A 21,277-nucleotide genomic window follows, 5' to 3' on the forward strand; every position below is an offset into this window, starting at 1 on the left:
GAACTCCAAATGAATATTTCTTTTGTCTTCCCTCAAACACTTGGTAACGCTCGCCGTTTCTTAGTGAATGAAGTATTAAGCACAGCCGCTAAACAGCAAGGCTACAATGTTGTACCTGCCAACCAAGCTGATTTTGTCGTGTTATTTGATAATAATATCACCGCAGAAGCAGCAGGTAAGAAAGGAGCAATTTTAGATTTAGAGCAAGCCTTTGCTCAACCTGAAACCAGCCTTAAACAAGCGGTCGAAAATGCACAAATTTTTGCAAATGCCCCTACTACACCAACAATTTCTACTTCAGGCGTGAAGAACATCGTTGCCGTTACTGCTTGCCCAACAGGTGTGGCTCATACCTTTATGTCTGCCGAAGCGATTGAAAACTATGCGAAAGCTCAAGGCTGGAATGTGAAAGTTGAAACTCGTGGACAAGTGGGTGCAGGCAACCCGATTTCTGCGGAAGAAATTGCCGCTGCTGACTTGGTTTTCGTTGCCGCTGATATTGATGTGGATTTAGAGAAATTCAAAGGTAAACCGATGTATCGCACATCAACAGGTTTAGCTTTAAAGAAAACCGCCCAAGAGTTTGAAAAAGCCTTTGCACAAGCTAAAGTTTACGAAGGTGGTGTAGCAAAAGCCGATAATGCAGAAGCTGCAACAGGCGAGAAAAAAGGCTTGTACAAACACTTAATGACAGGCGTTTCGCATATGTTACCGCTTGTTGTCGCAGGTGGTTTGTTAATTGCTATCTCATTTATGTTTGGTATTGAAGCATTTAAAGATGAAACCATCGCAGGCGGATTACCGAAAGCATTAATGGACATCGGCGGCGGTGCGGCATTCCACTTAATGATTGCCGTATTCGCAGGCTATGTAGCCTTCTCTATTGCTGACCGCCCGGGTTTAGCGGTAGGTTTAATTGGCGGTATGCTGGCAACCACAGCCGGAGCTGGGATTTTAGGCGGTATCGTAGCAGGTTTCCTTGCCGGCTATACAGTGAAATTCTTAAACAGTGCAATCCAACTTCCACCAAGTTTAACTTCACTTAAACCAATTTTAATTTTACCGCTATTAGGTTCAGCCATTGTTGGATTATTAATGATTTACTTCATTAATCCACCGGTGAAAGCATTAATGGACGCATTAGTAGAATGGTTAAACACAATGGGGCAAACCAATGCAATCATTTTAGGTATTGTACTAGGCACTATGATGTGTACCGATATGGGTGGTCCGGTGAATAAAGCGGCTTATACCTTCGGCGTTGGCTTAATTGCTTCACAACAATATATGCCAATGGCAGCGGTAATGGCAGCAGGTATGGTGCCACCAATTGGTATGGCTATTGCCACTTTAATTGCTCGCAACAAGTTCAACACCAACCAACGTGATGCGGGTAAAGCCTCATTTGTGCTAGGTTTATGCTTTATTTCAGAAGGTGCATTACCTTTCGTAGCAGCAGATCCTATTCGTGTAATCCTAAGCTCAATCTTAGGTGGTGCAACCGCAGGTGCGATTTCAATGGCTTTAGGCATTACCTTACAAGCCCCTCACGGTGGTTTATTCGTCATTCCATTTGTATCACAACCATTAATGTATTTAGCTGCAATCGCAATTGGTTCAGTAGTAACAGGTGTGGTTTACGCTACAATCAAACAAAAAGCGGAATAATTTACGAACAAAAAACGGAGCTAATGCTCCGTTTTTACTTTTACGTAATAGAAATTCACTTTCTTTCACGAAAACTATCCCAACTCAATAATCCAATCGAAACCAGCAAGCAGACCATTAAAATATAGGAGCTGGAATCCAGCGTTTCTCCGATAGCAAATGAAATCAGTAACATTACCAGCGGTTCAACATAGCCTAGTAATCCCAATACATTAATTGGCAGTAAATTACTGGAGGCGATGTAAAGAATAAAAGCACTACCACTCACTAAACCAAGTAAGGCGAGGTAAAAATAGATATTTGGGTTTTCAATTACAACTTGGCTCATTTCTACTTGACTGAGGTAATACAATGCAAAAGGAAGCACCAGCAATAATTCCACAAAAAATGTGGCTAAGTTATTGATTTGAAAATAGCGGCGAAGAGTAATATAAATCGGATAGCCCAACCCAGCTACCCAAGTTGCCCAAGAAATTGAGCCTGAAACAATCAAACTGCTACCAACGCCAATCATTGCAAAACCCAGCGAAAACCATTTTAACGGAGTGAACTGCTCCTTAAACACAATTTTACCGAGTGCGACTGCCACAATCGGTAACAAAAGATAACCAATCGAAACTTGCAACGCCTGCCCGTGATTAGGAGCCCATAAAAATAACCAAAGTTGTACACCTGTATTAAACGCAAGCAGTAAAATAATCGCTACAAGCGGTGGATTTTCACGAATTTTTTGCAAAAGCCCATAAAAATGCTTATGTTGCTTAAACAATATAATGGCGAGCAGGATAAATGGAATAACAACAACTATCCGAAAGCCAAACATCGCCTCGCCATCTAACGGGCGAAGTAAAACCGCAAAATAATAAACGATTCCAAACAATAAATTTGCCGAAAGTGAGGCTAAAATTCCTTTAAGCATTTGGCTTTACCATTAAAATTTGTAAATAATTCTCTGTCTTTTAATATGGTATGCAAAAATTTGTAAGTAATCTAGCTATATCGGCATTTTACCTATACAATAAACGTAATTTTTCACTCTCTTTTATTTATAGGACCTAATAATGAAAAAGATTTTTTGGATTTTATTGATCGCTGTTCTTGCTGTTGGCGGTTATTCATTAACAAAATATAACGATTTAATGCGTGCGGAAGAAGACATCAATTCCGTGTGGGGTAATGTAGAATCTGCGTATCAACGCCGTGCGGATTTAATTCCAAACCTAGTAAACACCGTAAAAGGTCAAGCTAACTTTGAGAAAGAAACCTTAACTTCTGTGATTGAAGCTCGTGCGAAAGCAACTGCCGTAACCATTGACCCAAGCAATGCAACCGAAGAGCAAATGGCGAAATTCCAAGAAGCCCAACAAGGTGTAAACTCTGCCCTTTCACGCTTATTGGTTTCAGTTGAGAAATACCCTGAGTTAAAAGCACACGATGCGTTTTTAAACTTACAAGCACAGTTAGAAGGTACAGAAAACCGCATTAACGTTGAACGCAATAACTTCAACGAAAAAGTGAAAGAATACAACAAGCAAGTGCGTGAATTCCCAACTAAATTAGCAGCAATGATTATGGGCTTTAAAGCAAAACCACAGTTCAAATCTGAAGCAGGCTCGGATAAAGCACCACAAGTAAACTTTAACTAAGTTGTATTAAATTATCTATATTTTAAAGCAATAAGCTCTTTCAAATTCGGTGCTTATTGCTTTATTTTTAAGGGGATCAAATGGGATTATTTTCTTTTCTTTCTAATCAATTACCTATTGATACTAAACTTATCGAACAAGCTATCGCCCATTTAGAGCAGCGTACTTCTGCGGAATTGCGTGTGGTAGTAGAGCGAAAAGCCAAGATCGAGGAAATGCAAAATGCGGCTATGGTGCGTGCAAATCAACTATTTGATGAACTCAAAATGCGAGAAACCGCACAACGTAACGGCGTGTTGATTTATCTCTCATTTAAACCTCACTATGTTGCTGTAATTGGCGATGAAGGTATTCATCAAAAAGTAGGCGATGATTTTTGGCAAAAAATCTATCAAACAATGTGTATTGATTGCCAAAACGGTAATTATACTCAAGCAATTTGTGATGCCATTAAAATTGTGGAAGAGCCATTAGCCCACTATTTCCCTTATCAAGAAAATGATCAAAACGAGTTGTCTAATGAGGTGGTAATAAAATGATGAAATCTATTTGCAAAATTTCTCACTTTTTTGACCGCTTGTTATTCGTTCTACTGGCAATATTTAGTGTAAATGCAGTAGCGGTAACTTATCCCGAGCCGCCAAAGCCGTTTTATTACATCACGGACTACACTAAAAACACGCTAAGCCAACAAGAATGGCGAACCTTAGAAGATGCGTTAATTGCTAACCGTGCTAAAACAAGCTCGCAAATTGCCGTCGTAATTGTACCTAGTACGGAAGGCGAAGCGATTTCTACCTATGCTCACACCCTATTTAACAAATGGGGTATTGGGCGTAGCAAAAACAACGAAAACAACGGGGTTTTATTACTGATCGCCAAAAATGATCGCAAACTCTTTATTGCAACTGGGCGAGGGTTAGAAGGAGCATTGCCGGATGCCATTGCATCAAGCATCATTCGAAATGACATCACCCCATTCTTCAAACAAGATCAATATGCAGCAGGGATTGCTCGTGGATTATCAGCTATTATGGCAGCCATTAACGGCGAATATGCCCCTTATGCAAGTTATGGCGAAGAAGCTCAAGAAGCATTTGATGATATTGACGGATTACTCTTTTTCCTCTTTGCAGGAATGGTGATCCTCCTCATATTCCGCCCACGCGATAATACCTACATTAGCCCAAGTTCAATGGATCAATTAGGGAAAGTGTTAAGGGAAAGCCAACGCAGAAGTGGCGGTTTCGGCAGACACTCAGGTGGATTTGGTGGTGGCTTCGGCGGCGGTCTAGGTGGTGGGTTTGGCAGAGACTCCGGCGGCTTTGGCGGTAGTTTCGGCAGTGGCGATAGCTTCGGTGGTGGCTCATCAGGCGGTGGTGGTGCCGGTGGAAGCTGGTAATTCCACTTCAGTTCCGATATAGGAATAGCACAAAATACAAGCGGTCAAATTTGCAAAAAATATCACAAATTTGACCGCTTTCATTATAATAATTCCGCTTGTGCCAGAATTTTTTCTTGCTCTAGGGCGAGTTTTTCCAACTTACGTTGCTCTCGTCTTTCTTCATCAACGGCTTCCCAAACATCATAGGCTTGAACAATTTTCGCAACCACCGGATGGCGGACAATATCTTTGCTGTCAAAGAAGTTAAAGCTGAGATCAGGTACATCTTTTAGCACTTCCATTGCGTGCTTTAAGCCTGATTTTTGGCTACGGGGCAAATCCACTTGGGTAACATCACCCGTAATTACTGCTTTAGAATTAAAGCCAATACGGGTTAAGAACATTTTCATCTGTTCGGTGGTGGTGTTTTGGCTTTCATCTAAAATGATAAAGGCATCATTTAGCGTTCGCCCACGCATATAAGCAAGCGGAGCAATTTCAATCACACCTCTTTCCATCAATTTTTGAGCTTTTTCAAAACCAAGCATTTCAAAAAGAGCGTCATATAATGGACGTAAATAAGGTTCGATTTTCTGTCCTAAATCACCGGGTAAAAAACCTAGCTTCTCCCCAGCTTCAACCGCCGGGCGGGTCAGCAAAATACGGCGGATTTCTTGGCGTTCTAAAGATTCCACCGCAGCTGCTACCGCTAAAAAGGTTTTTCCTGTACCTGCCGGTCCAATACCAAAGCTGATATCGTGGCTTAAAATATTGCGAAGGTAAGCTTGTTGATGCTCTCCTCGAGGCTTAATTACCCCACGTTTGGTTTTGATTGCTATCTCGCCTTGTGTGCTAGCCTGCCACTGGTTCTGCAGCAACATTCGGCTTTCTTGAATGGCAATATGCACCTCTTCTAAGTCTAGCTCTTTGATCTTGCCTTTAATTGGAGCAGTTTCGTTGTAGAGCTGTTTGATGAGCTTTACACTATTTTGAATAAGACTTGCAGAATAATGATTTTCGTCTACGGATTGAATAGTAAAGTTAAATCCTTGACGGGAAATAACTAAATTAAAACTTTTTTCAATAAGAGCTAAATGCTCGTCAAATGCACCGCAAAGGGATTGCAGACGTGCGTTGTCTTGAGGTTCTAAACTAAAAATAATTTCGTTCAAAGCGTTGCCTTCTGTTAAAGTTCGCTGTTAAAGTTCGCCGAAATTTTCGGGAATATTTGCGGATAATTTCTTCCAAATTTCACCGCTTGATTGGCGGCTTTTCGCCATACAAGCGGTCGCTTTTTCGCTATCTTTTGCAATACAGGCTGCTAGTAGCGAGCGGTAAAAATTTAAGGTTAATTGACGGTTGTTCGGGTCATTAAAAAATATTTTCGCCACTTGATGATACATAGATTTGAAACTGTTTAAAATCAAGGCATAAACAGGTTTATTCGCTAAAAAGGTAAACTGCCTGAACAATTTATAATCAAATTCTGCATAAGCTACCGCAGTATTTTCCAAATTATCTAAACCATCAAAGAGTTTTGCACTTTCTTCGGGTGCAAGTTTAACCGCTTCGGGAATATAGGCTTCTGCCATACGGGTTCGTAATGAAACGACATTTGAAATCACGACAGGCAGATAGTTTTTATCTAACTTAATAATAGTGCCAATAATATTCGGACCTGCGGTTTCCCAGATATAATTTACTCTGGTGGGTTTGCCGTGCTGAATGCTCAACCAGCCTTCACGAGCTAAGCGTTGTAATACTTCTCTTAGTGTAGTTCTTGTTACCCCAATACGTTCAGCCAATTCACGTTCAGCAGGAAGGTCAGATCCCGGAGGAAAATGATTATTCCAAATACTTTTTACAATATATTCTTCCGCTAATGCTGCCGGGCTCTGTGCTTTCAAAATGCTAGTGTTTTCCATTAGCTCCCCCAAAATATTATGTTTAAATACACTGTTTTTATTTATGATCAATTATTGTAAATAAAAAATGAGTTATCCTATTATCCTTTAATCTAAACTATATTACAATTGCAATATTATTTCACTTTTGGAGGTTCTTATGAGTAACATTGACGCTCTTTTTAAGAGTTTCTTAGGGAAAAGCCCTGAGTGGTACAAACTCTGTATTTTAGCATTTCTAATTATTAACCCTCTCATTTATTTCTTCATTAGTCCTTTCGTGGCAGGTTGGTGTCTGGTTGCAGAATTTATTTTTACCTTGGCAATGGCGTTAAAATGTTACCCTTTGCAACCAGGTGGATTACTTGCCATTGAGGCTGTAGTTATCGGTATGACTAGCCCTCACCACATTAAACACGAAATTATGGCAAATTTTGATGTTATTTTACTTCTGATGTTTATGGTAGCGGGTATCTATTTTATGAAGCAACTTCTGCTGTATATTTTTACCAAATTGCTTATTGCTATCCACTCAAAAAAAATTCTCTCTCTAGCTTTCTGTTTAAGTGCTGCTTTCTTATCTGCCTTCCTTGATGCTCTAACCGTAATCGCAGTGATTATCAGCGTAGGAACAGGTTTCTATGGGGTATACCATAAAGTTGCATCGGGCAATAGTTTTGAAGACTCAACCGATATTACCAATGATGAGAAAATTCTCACTCGTAAAGAAATTTTAGAACAATTTCGTGGTTTTTTAAGAAGTTTATTAATGCACGCCGGTGTCGGTTCTGCTCTAGGTGGTGTTATGACAATGGTGGGCGAGCCGCAAAACTTAATTATTGCTTCACAAGCTGAATGGGGATTTATTGAGTTTTTATTACGTGTTCTACCTGTTAGCTTACCCGTGTTAATTTGCGGTGTTGTAACGTGTTTTATTGTTGAAAAGTACAAATTATTCGGTTATGGAGATAGATTACCTCGCCGTGTTTGGGTTGTGCTTGCTCGTTATAATCAATTAAAAGAGCAAAAAATGACTAAGCAAGATAAGCTAAAAATGATCGTACAAGCCATTGCCGGTGTTTGGTTGATTATTGGTTTAGCATTACACCTTGCTGATGTAGGCATCATCGGTTTAACTATTATCATTATTTGTACGGCATTCTGTGGCATTACCGACGAACACGCTTTAGGTAAAGCATTCCAAGAATCAATGCCGTTTACTGCATTGTTAATTGTATTTTTCTCCGTTGTAGCAGTGATTATCGACTTAAAATTATTCGAGCCGATTATCAGCTTCGTTTTATCAGCTGAAGAGCACTCACAACTTGCGTTGTTCTACATCTTCAACGGTTTATTATCAATGATTTCAGATAACGTGTTTGTCGGTACAGTATATATTAATGAAGCAAAAGCGGCTCTCACCTCCGGTGTGATTAATCGTGAACAGTTTGACTTAATTTCAGTTGCCATCAATACCGGTACAAATTTACCGTCTGTAGCAACACCAAACGGGCAAGCAGCGTTCTTATTCTTATTAACTTCTTCGTTTGCTCCGTTAATCAAACTCTCTTACGGCAGAATGGTATATATGGCTCTGCCTTATACCATTGTACTTTCAATTGTTGGCTTCTTGGCATTGGAATTTTTACTGCCATCAATGACTGAAGTGATGTTGAATTGGGGCTGGATTATTACACGTTAATCTAATATAGATAAGCTATACCAAATAAGGTAGAATGGAAGCGTTTCATAAATATGAGGAATCATTATGCTCCATTATTTTAAAAATCTATCACTCTCTCGTGGTGCGTGGTTTTTTCTGGTATTAAGTTGTATTGTGCTAGAAGGTATCGCTCTATACTTTCAACACGGAATGGGCTTAGTGCCTTGCGTAATGTGCATTTATGAACGTGTCGCTTTATTTGGTATTTTATTTGCAGGTGTATTAGGTTTTCTTGGTAATCGATACACCGTTCTACGATGGTTAGCGATTCTAATATGGCTGGGGAGTGCCTTTAAAGGCTTAATGTTGGCACTTAAACATCACGATTATCAAGTTAATCCGTCGCCTTGGAATCAATGCGAGTTTAAGGTCGATTTTCCGCAAACATTGCCGCTTGATAAATGGTTACCGGATGTTTTCGCACCCGGTCCTGTAAATTGTAGTCAAAGCCAATGGGAAATGTTTGGTTTTTCTATGGCACAATGGTTAATCTTCACCTTTGCAGTTTATCTGATTTTTGCTGTGATTGTGTTAATCAGTCAATTTAAACGCAGCCGACAAAAAAACAGTTTTATTTTCCGTTAATACGGATTACAAGCGGTAAGATTTTGCAAAAAATTTGTAAAATCTTACCGCTTGTTTATTTATTAGGAGAAAAGAATGTCTAACTATAAAAATCTATCCACTAAACTTGTTCATACAGGGCGTAAAAAACGCTACACACAAGGGGCGGTTAATCCTGTTATCCAGCGTGCTTCATCCTTAGTTTTTGGATCATTGGAAGAAAAAAAATATGCTACCCAAAACCGTTATAAAGGAGCTTTATTTTATGGACGACGTGGCACACTGACCCATTTTTCACTCCAGGAAGCAATGTGTGAATTAGAAGGTGGGGCGGGTTGCTACCTCTACCCTTGCGGAGCCGCAGCGGTAACAAATTCCATCTTAGCCTTTGTGGAACAGGGCGATCACGTTTTAATGACAGGAGCAGCTTATGAGCCAACTCAAGAATTCTGCGATGTGCTGTTAAAACGAATGGGAATTTCCACTACCTATTACGACCCTATGATTGGAGAAGACTTGAAAGCCCTTGTTCAACCTAACACTAAGGTGCTTTTTTTAGAGTCGCCAAGTTCGCTTACAATGGAAGTGCCTGATATCCCAACTTTGGTGAAAGTAGCTCGTGAAGTGAACCCTGAAATCGTGATTATGATTGATAACACTTGGTCTGCCGGTGTACTTTTCCCTGCACTTGAACACGGCATTGATATTTCTATTCAAGCCGGTACGAAATATTTAGTCGGACACTCTGATGTGATGATCGGTACAGCGGTTTCTAACGCTCGCTGCTGGGATCAATTACGTGAAGGTTCTTACTTAATGGGACAAATGGTTGATGCCGATTCTGCCTACACCACCGCTCGCGGCTTACGTACCTTAGGCATTCGCTTGAGCCAGCACGAGAAAAGCAGTATTGAAATTGCAAATTGGTTAGCACAACGCCCTGAAGTGAAAGCGGTTTACCACCCTGCTCTTGAAAGTTGTCCGGGTAACGAGTTTTTCAAACGAGATTTTTTAGGATCAAGCGGTCTATTTTCATTTGAACTTTGCGAAAAGCTCTCACAAGAAAAATTAGCCAATTTCTTAGAACATTTTGAATTATTTTCGATGGCTTACTCTTGGGGTGGGTTTGAGTCCCTCATTCTTGCCAACCAGCCTGAAGAAATCGCTCGAATTCGCCCGGCTATTGAGCGGAAACTAACTGGCACATTAATTCGTATTCACGTTGGTTTAGAAGCCGTAGAAGATTTAATTGCCGATCTTGAACAAGGTTTTGAGCGTATTAAGTAGCGACTCCTCCAATTAGACTATGTCAATGATTAAAAGTGATTTTCTCGATCTCTGTCGAAAAAATCACTTTTCCATTTTGAACCGCATCTCCATTTTATTTATGCTAGTACTCCATATTGTAAAAGGTATAAAAAAGGAATACTATGTATATCGAATTAAAATATACAGAGCCACTTTTATTTGAGTATGACCCCAATAAAAGTATTAGCAATCTTAACAAACACGGTATTGATTTTGAGCAAGCTAAGTTACTTTGGGAAGATGATCAAAGAGTAACTCTTGTATCTCGTTCAGATATAGAACTTCGCTACTTAACTATCGGAAAATTAAATGGTAAACATTGGAGTGCATTTTTCACTATGAGAAATGACACTATTCGTCTAATTTCTGTTAGACGCTCACGCAAAAAGGAAATATCTTGCTATGAAAAACACCATTAGTGCAGAAGAACTAGAACGTATTTTTGATGAAGGAAAAGAGGACGTTCTTCAATATTTTGATCTTTCCACCGCCCAACGACCGGGAATGATAAAACGAGTGAATGTAGATTTTCCTCATTGGATGGTTGAAGCATTAGATAAACAAGCTCGTCATTTAGGTGTACCTAGACAAGCATTAATTAAGATGTGGATTGCCGAAAAATTACCCGCTCACCCAATAAAATAGCAAGCAGGTAATTTTATATATTGGGGAGATTAATCCTCTCCCCAAACTTCTTTGGCGATTTCCTCCACAAAGCGAACTTTTGCCCATTGCTGAGCTTCAGACATAATATTGCCTTCCTCTGTCGAAGCAAAACCACATTGTGGACTTAGGCAAAGTTGCTCTAACGGCACATATTGTGCAGCTTCGGCAATGCGAGCTTTGATAGCTTCTTTATCTTCTAATTCAGGGAATTTCGAGCTGATTAAGCCTAACACCACACGCCCTTTATTGTTAGCGAAATGTTTTAACGGCTCAAAACCGCCTGAACGCTCATCATCATATTCTAAGAAATAACCATCATAGTTGGTTTGAGCAAATAAACCATCAGCGATTGGATCATAAGCCCCGGTTAATAAATAAGATGATTTATAGTTACCACGACAAACGTGTGTGGTGATAGTCATATCCTCTGGTTTATCGGCTAAAATCGCTTGAATATTGGCAACCGCTTGAGCTTTATCCGCTTCAAAAGTAGGTTGCTCAAAGTTGTTACACAGCGATCCCCAATACACATCATCAATTTGTAAATAGCGACAACCTGCATCATAAAAAGCTTTAATCGCTTCTTTATAGGCTTGTTGCACATCTTTCGCAAATGCTTCACGATTTGGATAAATACCGTGATCCCATTGAACCGGATACATCAACTGGTTCGGGCTTGGAATAGTAAATTTCGCTACCGCACGCCCATCTACAATGGCATTAAATTTTTTGAAATGTTCAATAAACGGGTGGTTTGGATTCCACGACACTTTGCCACAACAACGAGTATTGTAAGGACGAACCTCAACGCCTTTAAACGCATAGGCTTTTTCCGGCACATAGCCCTCAATACCATTTAGATTTTCCAAGAAGTCGATATGCCACCAAGAACGATGATACTCACCATCTGTAACCACTTGAATGCCTGCATCTAACTGAGCTTGCACTAATTTTTTTACTTCTGTGTCTACAATTTCATCACGCTCTTCAAGTGAAATTTTGCCTTCTTTATAGTCTGCGTGAGCTTTTTTCCAAGCCTCTGAACGTAAATATGAACCCACAGTATCTGCGTGAAAAGGTAATTTTTTGTCCGTCATTGTGTTTCTCCAAACTCATTAATATTGAGTAATATCCTAAGCCAATTGTGATCTACTCACAATGAATTTATCCATTTTTTCGCTGAAAAAATCTCAGCCAAATATGAAAATTATTCATAATATAATGATACAAGCGGTCTTATTTTCGCAAAAATTTACACACCATATTTTTCACGATATTCACACATCTTCGGCAAATAAGGGGCATATTGTGGCGATTTTTCAATAAAGGCAACCAAATCATCAAAATCTACAATCGAGAACACTTGGCAGTCATAATCACGTTCAACTTCTTGAATCGCTGAAAGCTCGCCTTTGCCTTTTTCTTTACGGTTTAACGCAATTAACACACCGGCTAATTCGGCATTGTTGGCGTTGATAATTTCCATTGATTCGCGAATTGCTGTACCTGCGGTAATCACATCATCCACCAATAAAATTTTACCTTTCAGCGGTGAACCGATTAAGTTACCACCTTCACCGTGATCTTTCACCTCTTTGCGGTTAAAGCAGCAAGGCTTATCCACATCGAATTGATTAGCAAGGGCAACTGCCACAGTAGTTGCAATCGGAATGCCTTTGTAGGCAGGACCAAATAGCACATCATACTCGATGTTTGAAGCTTGAATTGCTTGTGCGTAATATTCCCCTAATTTGGCTAAATCACGCCCAGTGTTGAAAAGCCCTGCATTGAAGAAATAAGGGCTGATTCTGCCTGATTTTAGGGTAAATTCGCCAAATTTTAAAACATTGCGGCTGAGGGCAAATTCGATAAAGTCGTGTTTATATTGTTGCATCGTTTTTTCCTGTTCTGACAAGCGGTTATTTTTCTCAAAAATTTTACTTTGTATAAATTACTCAGGCGTAATCCATTCTACCGTCCAAGAGCCTGTTCCTTCCGGCACAAGCACTTCGGTTAAATAAGGCAGAATATTTTTCATCTGTTGTTCAAGCTGCCAAGGTGGGTTGATTACAATCATTCCACTTGCGGTCATACCTCGTTGATCACTGTCAGGACGAACCGCAAGTTCAATTTGCAAAATTTTACGGATTCCGGTTTCCTGCAAACCACGCACAATGCGTTTAGTGTGTTGGCGTAACACCACCGGATACCAAATTGCATACACGCCTGTCGCAAAACGTTTATAGCCTTCTTCAATCGCTTTTACCACCAATTCATAATCCTCTTTTAATTCATACGGTGGATCGATTAGCACAAAGCCTCTGCGTTCTTTCGGCGGTAATGCTGATTTTAACTGCTGAAAACCATTTTCACGCTTAGTTTGCACATTTTTCATTTTGGCAAATTCTTGGCGAAGAAGTGGGAAATCGTTCGGGTGTAGCTCGGTTAAAATCGCTCGATCTTGCTCACGCAGCTGCTGAACCGCTAAAAGTGGCGAACCTGCGTAATATTTGAGTTTTCCGCCACGATTAATTTTCTTCAGTTCATCAATGTATAAAGCGATTTCTTCAGGCAAATCATTACGTTCCCACAGGCGGGCAATACCTTCTAAATATTCCCCTGTTTTTTCGGATTCAAAGCTCAGCAAACTGTAACGCCCAACACCCGAGTGAGTATCAAGATAAAAAAAGCCTTTCTCTTTCTCTTTTAATGAACGTAAAATCAAAAGTTGAACGATATGTTTTAACACATCTGCGTGGTTGCCTGCGTGGAAACTGTGGCGATAACTGAGCATAATTTTCTCTTTTCTTGTAAAATATAGTTAGACGTAATTTTACCGTATTTACCCTATTTAAACTATGCAAAAATTGAAAATTCAGAACGGCTGTTTAGTTCATCAAAAACAAGTTCCCTCTCCCCATTTTAGCCAACGCCCGAGTGAAAATGATATTTCATTATTGGTTATTCACTATATTAGCCTTCCCCCCGAAGAATTTGGTGGGAATTTTATCGATCTTTTTTTTCAAGGCAAACTTGACCCAACTCTTCACCCTTATTTTGAAGAAATTAAAGATCTTCGAGTATCTGCCCATTGTTTAATTAATCGTAAAGGCGAAATTACTCAATATGTCAATTTTAATGATATGGCGTGGCACGCCGGAGTGTCTTGCTTTGAGGGGCGGGAAAAATGTAATGAATACTCGATTGGTATTGAACTAGAAGGGAGTAATAATCAACCCTTTACCAAAGCACAATACCGTACTTTAGCAAAGCTCACACAAGCTATTCAGAAAAACTATCCACAGATTACTGATGAGCGGATTACCGGCCATAGCAATATTGCCCCGGAACGCAAAATTGACCCAGGGCAATATTTTGATTGGCAATATTACCGTAGCTTGCTGAAATAGTTAAAAATCCGGCTTGGCGGTAAAGGTCATCGGCTCCCCCGTAATCGGGTGAGTAATGGTCAGCGATTCAGCGTGTAAACATAAGCGAGGCGAGAGGCTTTTCGCTAGTGGATTAGCATAAAATTTATCGCCGATAATCGGATGCCCCAGTGCCAAACTATGCACCCGCAATTGGTGCGAACGCCCTGTAATCGGCGTGAGTTTTACACGAGTGGTATTATTGGCGTTATGAGCCAAAATTTCATAATGGGTAATCGCTTTTTTACCTCGCTCATAACAAATTTTTTGACGGGGACGATTTTCCCAATCACAAATTAACGGAAAATTCATTTCGCCTTTATCGCCCACTTTCTCGCCTAATTTTCCCCAAAGTAACGCAATATAGTGCTTTTTCGGCTCACGATCACGAAATTGACGTTTCAATTCCTTTTCCGCTGCTTTGCTCAGAGCAAACAAAATAATACCGCTTGTTGCCATATCAAGGCGATGAGCCGGTTCGGTAAAACCATATTTTTTCTGCACTCGGGTCATCGCACTATCATAATATTCAGGTTGGCTACCCGGTACAGAAAGCAAACCACTTGGTTTGTTTAAAACTAAAATATGATTATCCCGATAAACCTCGTTCAAAAAAGGCTCAAGCGGTGGGTTATATTCAATTAATGCCATATTTTTAAGCTACTCTTTATTACTCACAATCACACGCAAGCAATCCAAACGGTAATTTGCAAGGGCGATTTGTGCTAATGTTTCGTTGAGTTGTTGCTCTAATGCCTCAACTTCATCGGCTCGAATATTTTTATTTACCATTTTGAGGGATTCCAAGCGGTGTAATTCTGCTTTTAATTTACTATTTGCCTCAAATGTGGCGGTTTCAATCACTTCTTGCACTTGAGGTAGCACGGCTTTTTCACTTGCTTTAATCAGTTTCTCAATATCTGCCCGTGCCATTTTCGCAATTTTATTTGCCATCTGCTTATTCACAGGTTTTAACTGGCGTTCAAGCCCTGCAAAGGAAACCTGTGGAGCAATGTTATTACCTTTGTTATCCACTAAAATGCGAATTGGTGTTGGTGGCAAGAAACGCGTTAAATTTAAGCCTTTTGGGGCTTGTGTTTCCACAATATAAATGGCTTCAAGTAATAATGTACCGGCAGGTAATTTATTATTCACCAACAATGAAACTGCTGATTTCCCCATATCGCCAGAAGTAATTAAATCAATGCCGTTGCGGATCATAGGGTGATCCCAAGTGAGAAACTCCACATCTTCACGCATTAGGGCTAATTCACGATCAAAGGTAATGGTTGTCCCCTCTTCCGACAGCCCCGGAAAATCTGGTACTAACATATGCCCTGTTGGGCTAATCACAATGCTCTGCTCGCCTAAATCTTCTTGCTCCACGCCAATCACATCAAATAAATTCAGGGCAAAATTTACGAGGTGCGGATTATTATCTTCTTTAGCGATATCTACTGCAATCTGTTGAGCTGTTTCTCCACCATTAGAATTGAGTTCTAATAATCTATCTCGCCCTTTTTCTAATTCTGTTTTCAATTGTTGCTGGCGTTTATGTGTTTTCGCTAAAAAGTCATCAAATTGCTCTGAAAATTCAGGTTTTTTCAAGAAAACTTGTAATTCTTCATTAAATTCACGGAAAATTGCCGTTCCCATCGGACAGGTTTCTTCAAACGCATTTAAGCCTTTGTGATACCACTGTGCCAACATTTGCTGAGCTGACAAATTAAAGCACGGCACATAAATTTGGATATCGTTTTTCTGCCCGATACGATCTAAACGCCCAATACTTTGTTCGAGTAAATCAGGATTATCCGGCAGGCTAAACAGTACCAAATCTTTAGCAAATTGGAAGTTACGCCCTTCTGAACCAATGCTTGAGCTAATCAGTACTTGAGCACCTTCTTCTTGTTGCGCAAAATAAGCCGCTGCTTTATCACGCTCAACAATCGACATTTTCTCGTGGAATACCGCCGAGCGGATCGCCTCACGCTCACGCAGAACTTGCTCTAACGCAATCGCCGTATCCGCTTGTTTACAGATAACCAACACTTTTTCTTCACGATGATTTTTCAAGAAGGTAATTAGCCACTCAATACGAGGGTCAAAATCCGCCCATTTAGCATTTGGGTTCATTCGCTGGAACAAGTATTCCGGATAAAGTAAATCCGTTTGGCTCACACTCCCCATCATAGCCATCACTTTTAACGCATTTTGGTATTGTTTCGGCATTTCCAAGCTGATTTGGTGATATTCACGATGAGGGAAACCTTTCACGCCTTGACGGGTATTTCTAAACAATACGCGGCTTGTTCCGTGTCGGTCAATCAGCTCACTAATCAACTCTTGTCTGGCTTGCAAGCGGTCATTTTCGTCCGATTTTTTGCTATTGATCGCTCGGAACATCGGCTCGGTATCCTGCTCGCTTAGCAATTCTGCAATGGTATTCTGCTCGTCATTTGTGAGAGGCTTATCATTTAATAATGTCGCCACCGCATCCGCAACGGGCTGATATTGCGTTTGCTCCGCCACAAAGCTGTTGTAATCATAAAAACGATCGGAATCGAGCAGAGCTAGGCGAGCAAAATGGCTCTCTTGCCCGAGTTGCTCAGGCGTTGCGGTTAAAAGTAAGACCGAAGGAATACTTTTCGCTAAATTTTCGACAAATTGATAACCCACTGAAGGTTGTTCTTCCGACCATTCTAAATGATGAGCTTCATCAACAATCATCAAATCCCACCCGGCATCAAGCACCTGTTTTGCTCGCTGTGGTGCGGTTTCCAACCAGTTCAGTGAAGTAATCACTAAAGATTCACTTTCAAATGGATTCTCGCTGGCATTCTCACCGTTTTCATCTTCCTTATCAAAATCACTACAACGCTCTTCATCAAATAGCGAAAATTTCAGATTAAAACGGCGGAGCATTTCCACCAGCCATTGGTGTTGCAGGCTTTCCGGCACGAGCACCAGCACACGCTCTACTCTGCCACTAAAAAGCTGCTGTTGTAAAATCATTCCCGCTTCAATGGTTTTTCCTAAACCCACTTCATCAGCAAGTAAAACACGAGGCGATAAACGCTGACCAACTTCTTTAGCAATGTGTAATTGATGGGGAATTAGGCTGGCTCGAATACCACGCAAGCCTCTCAAAGGCGATTGATACTGAGCTTGTTGATGCTCTAACGCACGAAAACGTAACGCAAATCGATCACTACGATCAATTTGTGCCGAGAAAAGTCTATCCTGCGGCTTGCTAAAGCTAATTTTGTGATCGAGTTGCATTTCAGGCAAAACAGCCTCTTCTCCATTATCGACCCTTTTCCCCAAATAAATCGCAACACCTTGATTTTCAACTACATCTACAATATCAAGCTGCCAACCTTCAAGGCTATTAATTCTATCGCCTGCTTGAAACTGCACACGGGTTAAAGGGGCAACAGAAATAGCATACACTCGCTCTTCTTCCGCTGCGGGGAAATTAATGGTAACAGTGCGATGATCCACCGCTTTCACAATACCTAAGCCTAAATTATTTTCCGATTCACTTAGCCAACGCTGACCGACTAAAAACATTCTTTTCCTCTAAAGACGATTTACTTATTTTTCTAGGTGGCTATTTTAGCAAATTCTACTCCTGCTATGCTTTACTATTTTTGCAAAAAAGCTCAACAAAAAAACCGCTTGTGCGGTTAAAACACACAAGCGGTCGTTTTTATTTTAGATTTTACAAATTATTTATTATCTAAATCTAGCTCTGCTTTATATTCGATGCGATCTTTGCCTTCCAATTCAATATCAACATCCAATTCTTGCTGATTACGTTTGAATTTTAAATCGGCATCTTTATCTTTAATTTCTGATTTAACTAAATCAAAACCTTTGCTTTTAGCGTGTTCAATAGCTTTTTCTGCTAAACCACGCACATCTGTTCCTTTAACGTGGTATTCAACCTCAAATTCATTCTTACCTTGAAGCTCTGATTTAATTAATTCGCCTTGTGGTTGATAAATTTCCTCAGGTACAGCTACCGCTTGAGCAAATGCAGTTGCAGAAGCAAATGTTGTAAGAATTAATAATGCTTTATTTAAGTTTTTCATAAGAATCTCCTATTCTTTGGTCAAAAGTTGAGCTTATTACTCAACTATATTTTATGACTAAGCGAATTTCAGTTAGTTCATTTAATTTTAAAAAAATGTTAAAAATTTTTAAAAAGTTTGAATGCCTGCCCGTCTGACATACCGGCTAAATAGTCGCAGATTACCCTTGCTCGTTTATTTTCTTCCGAATTTTTCCAACGTTCACGTACATTATTCGGTAATAATCGCATCGGATCGCTACTTAAAATATCAAATAACTCCATTAAAATGCGTTGCCCTTTGCGTTCTACTCGCTGGGTTTTAGCATCACAAATGACATATTGATACACAAAATCTTTCAGAATTTTCAGCACGCAAGCAACATTATCAGGCAAGTAGGCGTTGTAACGTAGCAACGGCTCATCAAATTCAGGGAGTTCTTTCCAACGCACGTTGGTAATAAAGTGATTGACTAAAGCCCCAATCACATCTTTACGTTCATAACGATGTTGTGAAAATAAATTTTTACTCATTTCAGACAAACGCTCTTTTATCCAATCTGATCCACTTTCTTTCAGTAATTTTTCCGCATTTTGCCAAGATTGTGGCGTAACCATTCCTCCAACAATCGCGTCCTCCAAATCGTGAACGCCGTAGGCAATATCGTCTGCCAGTTCCATAATGCTACAATCAAGAGACTTATAGCGGGTTTTGTTCGGCTTTTTAGGATCTTTATTTTGCTCAACCGAGCAGAATTGTTGCTTATCTTTTTCACTTAAAGGAACTAAAACCCAATCGAAAAAGTGCTCATCATCATCAAAAATGCCTTTACTTTGAGGGAAATAGTGCAGATTGATGTGGTGAGTATTCTCTATTTCTGCCGGCTCAAGGGGGAAACTTACGGATAATAATGACGGATATTTCATCACACCAAGCAAGGTGCGACGAGTTAAATTCATTCCTGCCTTTTCGGTGTAAGGTTCGAGCTGGGTCATAATGCGAAATGATTGAGCATTCCCTTCAAAACCGCCAAATTCACGCATTTTGTAATTTAATGCCATCTCGCCACCGTGTCCGAAAGGTGGATGTCCGAGATCGTGTGCAAAACAGAGCGATTCAATCAGGCTACGAGAAGGTAATAAAGCGGTCAAATTTTCTTCATTTTTTGCAAATTTTGAATCAGAACAGACCGCTTGAAAGCCTGCTTTATCGTCTAATAATTTTTCACGCAAGCTACTGCCGATTTGAGCCACTTCCAATGAATGGGTTAAGCGGGTACGGTAAAAATCGTCCTCCCCTACGGCGTGAATTTGCGTTTTCGCTTGTAAGCAGCGAAAGGCTTCGGAGTGCAGAAGTCTTGCTCTATCACGCTGAAAGGGTGAGCGATGATCTTGCTCTCGATTTTTATCTACCAAGTAACGTTCAGTCCAAACCGCTGAAATCATATTGCCTCCATTTTCCACAAAATGCTTTTCTTATATAATACACCCATTTTTTATTCTGTATATTATACTAATGGCTATTTTTTACTCTGAAAAATCTGCAAAAAAACCGCAAAAACCGACCGCTCGCCAAATTGTGCAAATTCAATCATTGGATTATCAAGGCTTAGGCATCGCCAAAATTAACGGCAAAACTTGGTTTATTGAAAACGCTTTACCCGATGAGCAGGTAGAATTTAAAACGATTGAAGAAAAACGCCAATACGGACGCGGACAAGCGGTCAAAATTTTGAAAAAATCGGCAAATCGTACAATGCCGAGCTGTGAACTTTACGGCAAATGCGGCGGTTGCCAAATGCAACATATTTCGCTTGAATTACAACGTGAGGCGAAACAAAACGCCCTATTTCAACGTCTGCAAAAATTGCAACGTGAAGAAATTGCTTTCCAACCGATGATTGTCGGCAATGATAAAGCCTACCGCCGCCGAGCCAAACTCAGCATTGCCATTCAAAATCAGCAATTAGTGATGGGCTTTCGTTTGCAAAATTCCAACCAAATCATACCGCTTGCACAATGCGAAGTGTTAGTAGAACCACTTTCTAATCTTTTACCTAAATTACAAAATCTTGTAGCAAATTGGCAGAATAAGAAAAAACTAGGGCATATTGAGTTAGTGCAAGCAGATAACACAACTGCCCTATTTTTACGCCATTTAGGGTCATTATCGGCACAAGATCGTGAAAATTTACTTCAGTTTGCTGCACAAAATGCCCTGTCTGTGTTTCTAATGTGTGAAGAAAATCAGCTCGAACACCTGTGCGGCGAGCTGCCTTATTATGAAATTCAAGGCTTAAAACTGCAATTTTCCATTCGAGATTTTATTCAAGTAAACGGCAAGTTAAATGAAAAAATGGTAGAAAAAGCCCTTGAGTGGCTTGAGCTGACTGACAATGACCGGGTGCTAGACTTATTCTGCGGAATGGGGAATTTTACTCTTCCGATTGCCAAAACCGTAAAATCGGTGGTCGGCATTGAAGGCGTTGAGCCAATGGTGGAACAAGCTCGCTTAAATGCGGCTGCAAGCGGTCTAAAAAACGTGGAATTTTACCAAACTAACTTAGATGAGCCTTTTGCCGATAAGCCTTGGGCGAAAGTCCCTTTTGATAAAGTCCTGCTCGACCCGGCTCGCAACGGAGCGTTATTTTGTTTAGACCACCTTGCTGCTCTCAACCCTGAGCGAATTGTTTATGTTTCTTGCAACCCGGCAACGCTCGTGCGTGATGCAGAAAAGCTATTGCAATTTGGCTATCGCCTAGAAAAAGTGGCGATGATTGATATGTTCCCTCATACAGGGCATTTGGAGTCGATTTCGTTGTTTAGGAAATAATGCCCAATTCCTTTTTGCAAAATTCCGTTTAAAAATAACCGCTTGTTATGGGATTGCGTTGGTGGGTTAAAACCCGCC

At 40.2% G+C, this 21,277-nt stretch carries 21 protein-coding genes; 11 read left to right on the forward strand and 10 right to left on the reverse strand.

Annotated elements, in window-relative coordinates; all coding sequences use genetic code 11:
- Positions 1-9: 9 nt before the first annotated feature.
- A complete protein-coding gene (locus V6W77_RS03885; RefSeq protein ID WP_334253841.1) occupies positions 10-1,668 on the forward strand; it encodes a fructose-specific PTS transporter subunit EIIC in 1,659 nt (552 codons plus the stop codon).
- 55 nt (positions 1,669-1,723) lie between these two features.
- On the opposite strand, the gene rarD is transcribed toward V6W77_RS03885, so the two are convergent.
- Entirely contained in the window at positions 1,724-2,587 is an 864-nt protein-coding gene (gene rarD, locus V6W77_RS03890) for an EamA family transporter RarD (RefSeq protein ID WP_334253842.1), read from the reverse strand.
- 142 nt (positions 2,588-2,729) lie between these two features.
- Between rarD and V6W77_RS03895 the strand changes: the two genes are divergently transcribed.
- The 3 genes from V6W77_RS03895 (at position 2,730) to V6W77_RS03905 (ending at position 4,716) form a co-directional block, all read left to right on the forward strand.
- Entirely contained in the window at positions 2,730-3,314 is a 585-nt protein-coding gene (locus V6W77_RS03895) for a LemA family protein (protein ID WP_025217026.1), read from the forward strand.
- Between the two features lie 80 nt (positions 3,315-3,394).
- Positions 3,395-3,853 carry a TPM domain-containing protein gene (locus V6W77_RS03900; RefSeq protein WP_334253843.1) on the forward strand — a complete coding sequence of 153 codons (459 nt, stop codon included), beginning with the start codon at positions 3,395-3,397 and terminating at the stop codon, positions 3,851-3,853.
- The gene (locus V6W77_RS03905; RefSeq protein WP_334253844.1) at positions 3,850-4,716 is read left to right on the forward strand and encodes a TPM domain-containing protein; all 867 of its coding nucleotides are present in this window, start codon (positions 3,850-3,852) and stop codon (positions 4,714-4,716) included. Before V6W77_RS03900 ends, V6W77_RS03905 begins: the two co-directional genes overlap by 4 nt.
- 83 nt (positions 4,717-4,799) lie before the next feature.
- Here the strand turns inward: V6W77_RS03905 and V6W77_RS03910 are convergent, their stop codons facing one another.
- Together V6W77_RS03910 and fadR are read right to left on the reverse strand one after the other, a co-directional pair.
- Entirely contained in the window at positions 4,800-5,870 is a 1,071-nt protein-coding gene (locus tag V6W77_RS03910; protein WP_334253845.1) for a PhoH family protein, read from the reverse strand.
- A gap of 27 nt (positions 5,871-5,897) precedes the next feature.
- Positions 5,898-6,623 (reverse strand): fatty acid metabolism transcriptional regulator FadR, encoded by a 726-nt coding sequence (gene fadR, locus V6W77_RS03915; RefSeq protein ID WP_025235754.1) that lies wholly within the window; start codon positions 6,621-6,623, stop codon positions 5,898-5,900.
- Between the two features lie 139 nt (positions 6,624-6,762).
- On the opposite strand from fadR, the gene nhaB reads away from it, so the two are divergent.
- From nhaB to brnA, 5 genes are all read left to right on the forward strand, one after another.
- The gene (nhaB, locus tag V6W77_RS03920; protein ID WP_334253846.1) at positions 6,763-8,304 is read left to right on the forward strand and encodes a sodium/proton antiporter NhaB; all 1,542 of its coding nucleotides are present in this window, start codon (positions 6,763-6,765) and stop codon (positions 8,302-8,304) included.
- Positions 8,305-8,370: 66 nt separating this feature from the next.
- Positions 8,371-8,910: a disulfide bond formation protein DsbB gene (gene dsbB / locus V6W77_RS03925; RefSeq protein WP_283386059.1), complete on the forward strand. Its 540-nt coding sequence runs from the start codon at positions 8,371-8,373 to the stop codon at positions 8,908-8,910.
- Positions 8,911-8,985: 75 nt separating this feature from the next.
- Positions 8,986-10,176 (forward strand): cystathionine beta-lyase, encoded by a 1,191-nt coding sequence (gene metC, locus V6W77_RS03930; protein ID WP_334253847.1) that lies wholly within the window; start codon positions 8,986-8,988, stop codon positions 10,174-10,176.
- A 143-nt stretch (positions 10,177-10,319) separates the two neighbouring features.
- Positions 10,320-10,616, forward strand: a complete 297-nt coding sequence (locus V6W77_RS03935; protein WP_334248269.1) for a BrnT family toxin — start codon at positions 10,320-10,322, stop codon at positions 10,614-10,616.
- Positions 10,600-10,842: a type II toxin-antitoxin system BrnA family antitoxin gene (gene brnA, locus V6W77_RS03940; protein WP_025235749.1), complete on the forward strand. Its 243-nt coding sequence runs from the start codon at positions 10,600-10,602 to the stop codon at positions 10,840-10,842. Before V6W77_RS03935 ends, brnA begins: the two co-directional genes overlap by 17 nt.
- Positions 10,843-10,871: 29 nt before the next feature.
- On the opposite strand, the gene V6W77_RS03945 is transcribed toward brnA, so the two are convergent.
- From V6W77_RS03945 to V6W77_RS03955, 3 genes are all read right to left on the reverse strand, one after another.
- The gene (locus V6W77_RS03945; protein ID WP_334253848.1) at positions 10,872-11,960 is read right to left on the reverse strand and encodes a 5-methyltetrahydropteroyltriglutamate--homocysteine S-methyltransferase; all 1,089 of its coding nucleotides are present in this window, start codon (positions 11,958-11,960) and stop codon (positions 10,872-10,874) included.
- A 155-nt stretch (positions 11,961-12,115) separates the two neighbouring features.
- The gene (gene pyrE / locus V6W77_RS03950) at positions 12,116-12,757 is read right to left on the reverse strand and encodes an orotate phosphoribosyltransferase (protein WP_334253849.1); all 642 of its coding nucleotides are present in this window, start codon (positions 12,755-12,757) and stop codon (positions 12,116-12,118) included.
- A 57-nt stretch (positions 12,758-12,814) separates the two neighbouring features.
- Complete coding sequence (locus V6W77_RS03955; RefSeq protein WP_334253850.1) at positions 12,815-13,657, reverse strand: 23S rRNA (adenine(2030)-N(6))-methyltransferase RlmJ; 843 nt, start codon at positions 13,655-13,657, stop codon at positions 12,815-12,817.
- A 64-nt stretch (positions 13,658-13,721) separates the two neighbouring features.
- Between V6W77_RS03955 and ampD the strand changes: the two genes are divergently transcribed.
- Positions 13,722-14,273 (forward strand): 1,6-anhydro-N-acetylmuramyl-L-alanine amidase AmpD, encoded by a 552-nt coding sequence (ampD, locus tag V6W77_RS03960; protein WP_334253851.1) that lies wholly within the window; start codon positions 13,722-13,724, stop codon positions 14,271-14,273.
- Here ampD and rluA read toward each other — a convergent pair whose 3' ends face one another.
- The 4 genes from rluA to V6W77_RS03980 all read right to left on the reverse strand — a co-directional run bounded on the left by rluA (position 14,274) and on the right by V6W77_RS03980 (position 19,812).
- Positions 14,274-14,942, reverse strand: a complete 669-nt coding sequence (gene rluA, locus V6W77_RS03965) for a bifunctional tRNA pseudouridine(32) synthase/23S rRNA pseudouridine(746) synthase RluA (RefSeq protein ID WP_334253852.1) — start codon at positions 14,940-14,942, stop codon at positions 14,274-14,276.
- A 9-nt stretch (positions 14,943-14,951) separates the two neighbouring features.
- The gene (gene rapA, locus V6W77_RS03970) at positions 14,952-17,864 is read right to left on the reverse strand and encodes an RNA polymerase-associated protein RapA (RefSeq protein WP_334253853.1); all 2,913 of its coding nucleotides are present in this window, start codon (positions 17,862-17,864) and stop codon (positions 14,952-14,954) included.
- A 158-nt stretch (positions 17,865-18,022) separates the two neighbouring features.
- Positions 18,023-18,388, reverse strand: coding sequence for a hypothetical protein (locus V6W77_RS03975; protein ID WP_025235743.1), 366 nt, complete (start codon positions 18,386-18,388; stop codon positions 18,023-18,025).
- 98 nt (positions 18,389-18,486) lie between these two features.
- Positions 18,487-19,812 (reverse strand): anti-phage deoxyguanosine triphosphatase, encoded by a 1,326-nt coding sequence (locus tag V6W77_RS03980; protein ID WP_334253854.1) that lies wholly within the window; start codon positions 19,810-19,812, stop codon positions 18,487-18,489.
- Positions 19,813-19,882: 70 nt separating this feature from the next.
- Here V6W77_RS03980 and rlmD point away from each other — a divergent pair, with 70 nt between their 5' ends.
- Positions 19,883-21,199 (forward strand): 23S rRNA (uracil(1939)-C(5))-methyltransferase RlmD, encoded by a 1,317-nt coding sequence (gene rlmD, locus V6W77_RS03985; protein WP_334253855.1) that lies wholly within the window; start codon positions 19,883-19,885, stop codon positions 21,197-21,199.
- Positions 21,200-21,277: the final 78 nt, after the last annotated feature.

This window comes from Mannheimia indoligenes (assembly GCF_036880405.1).
Lineage (GTDB): Bacteria > Pseudomonadota > Gammaproteobacteria > Enterobacterales > Pasteurellaceae > Mannheimia > Mannheimia indoligenes.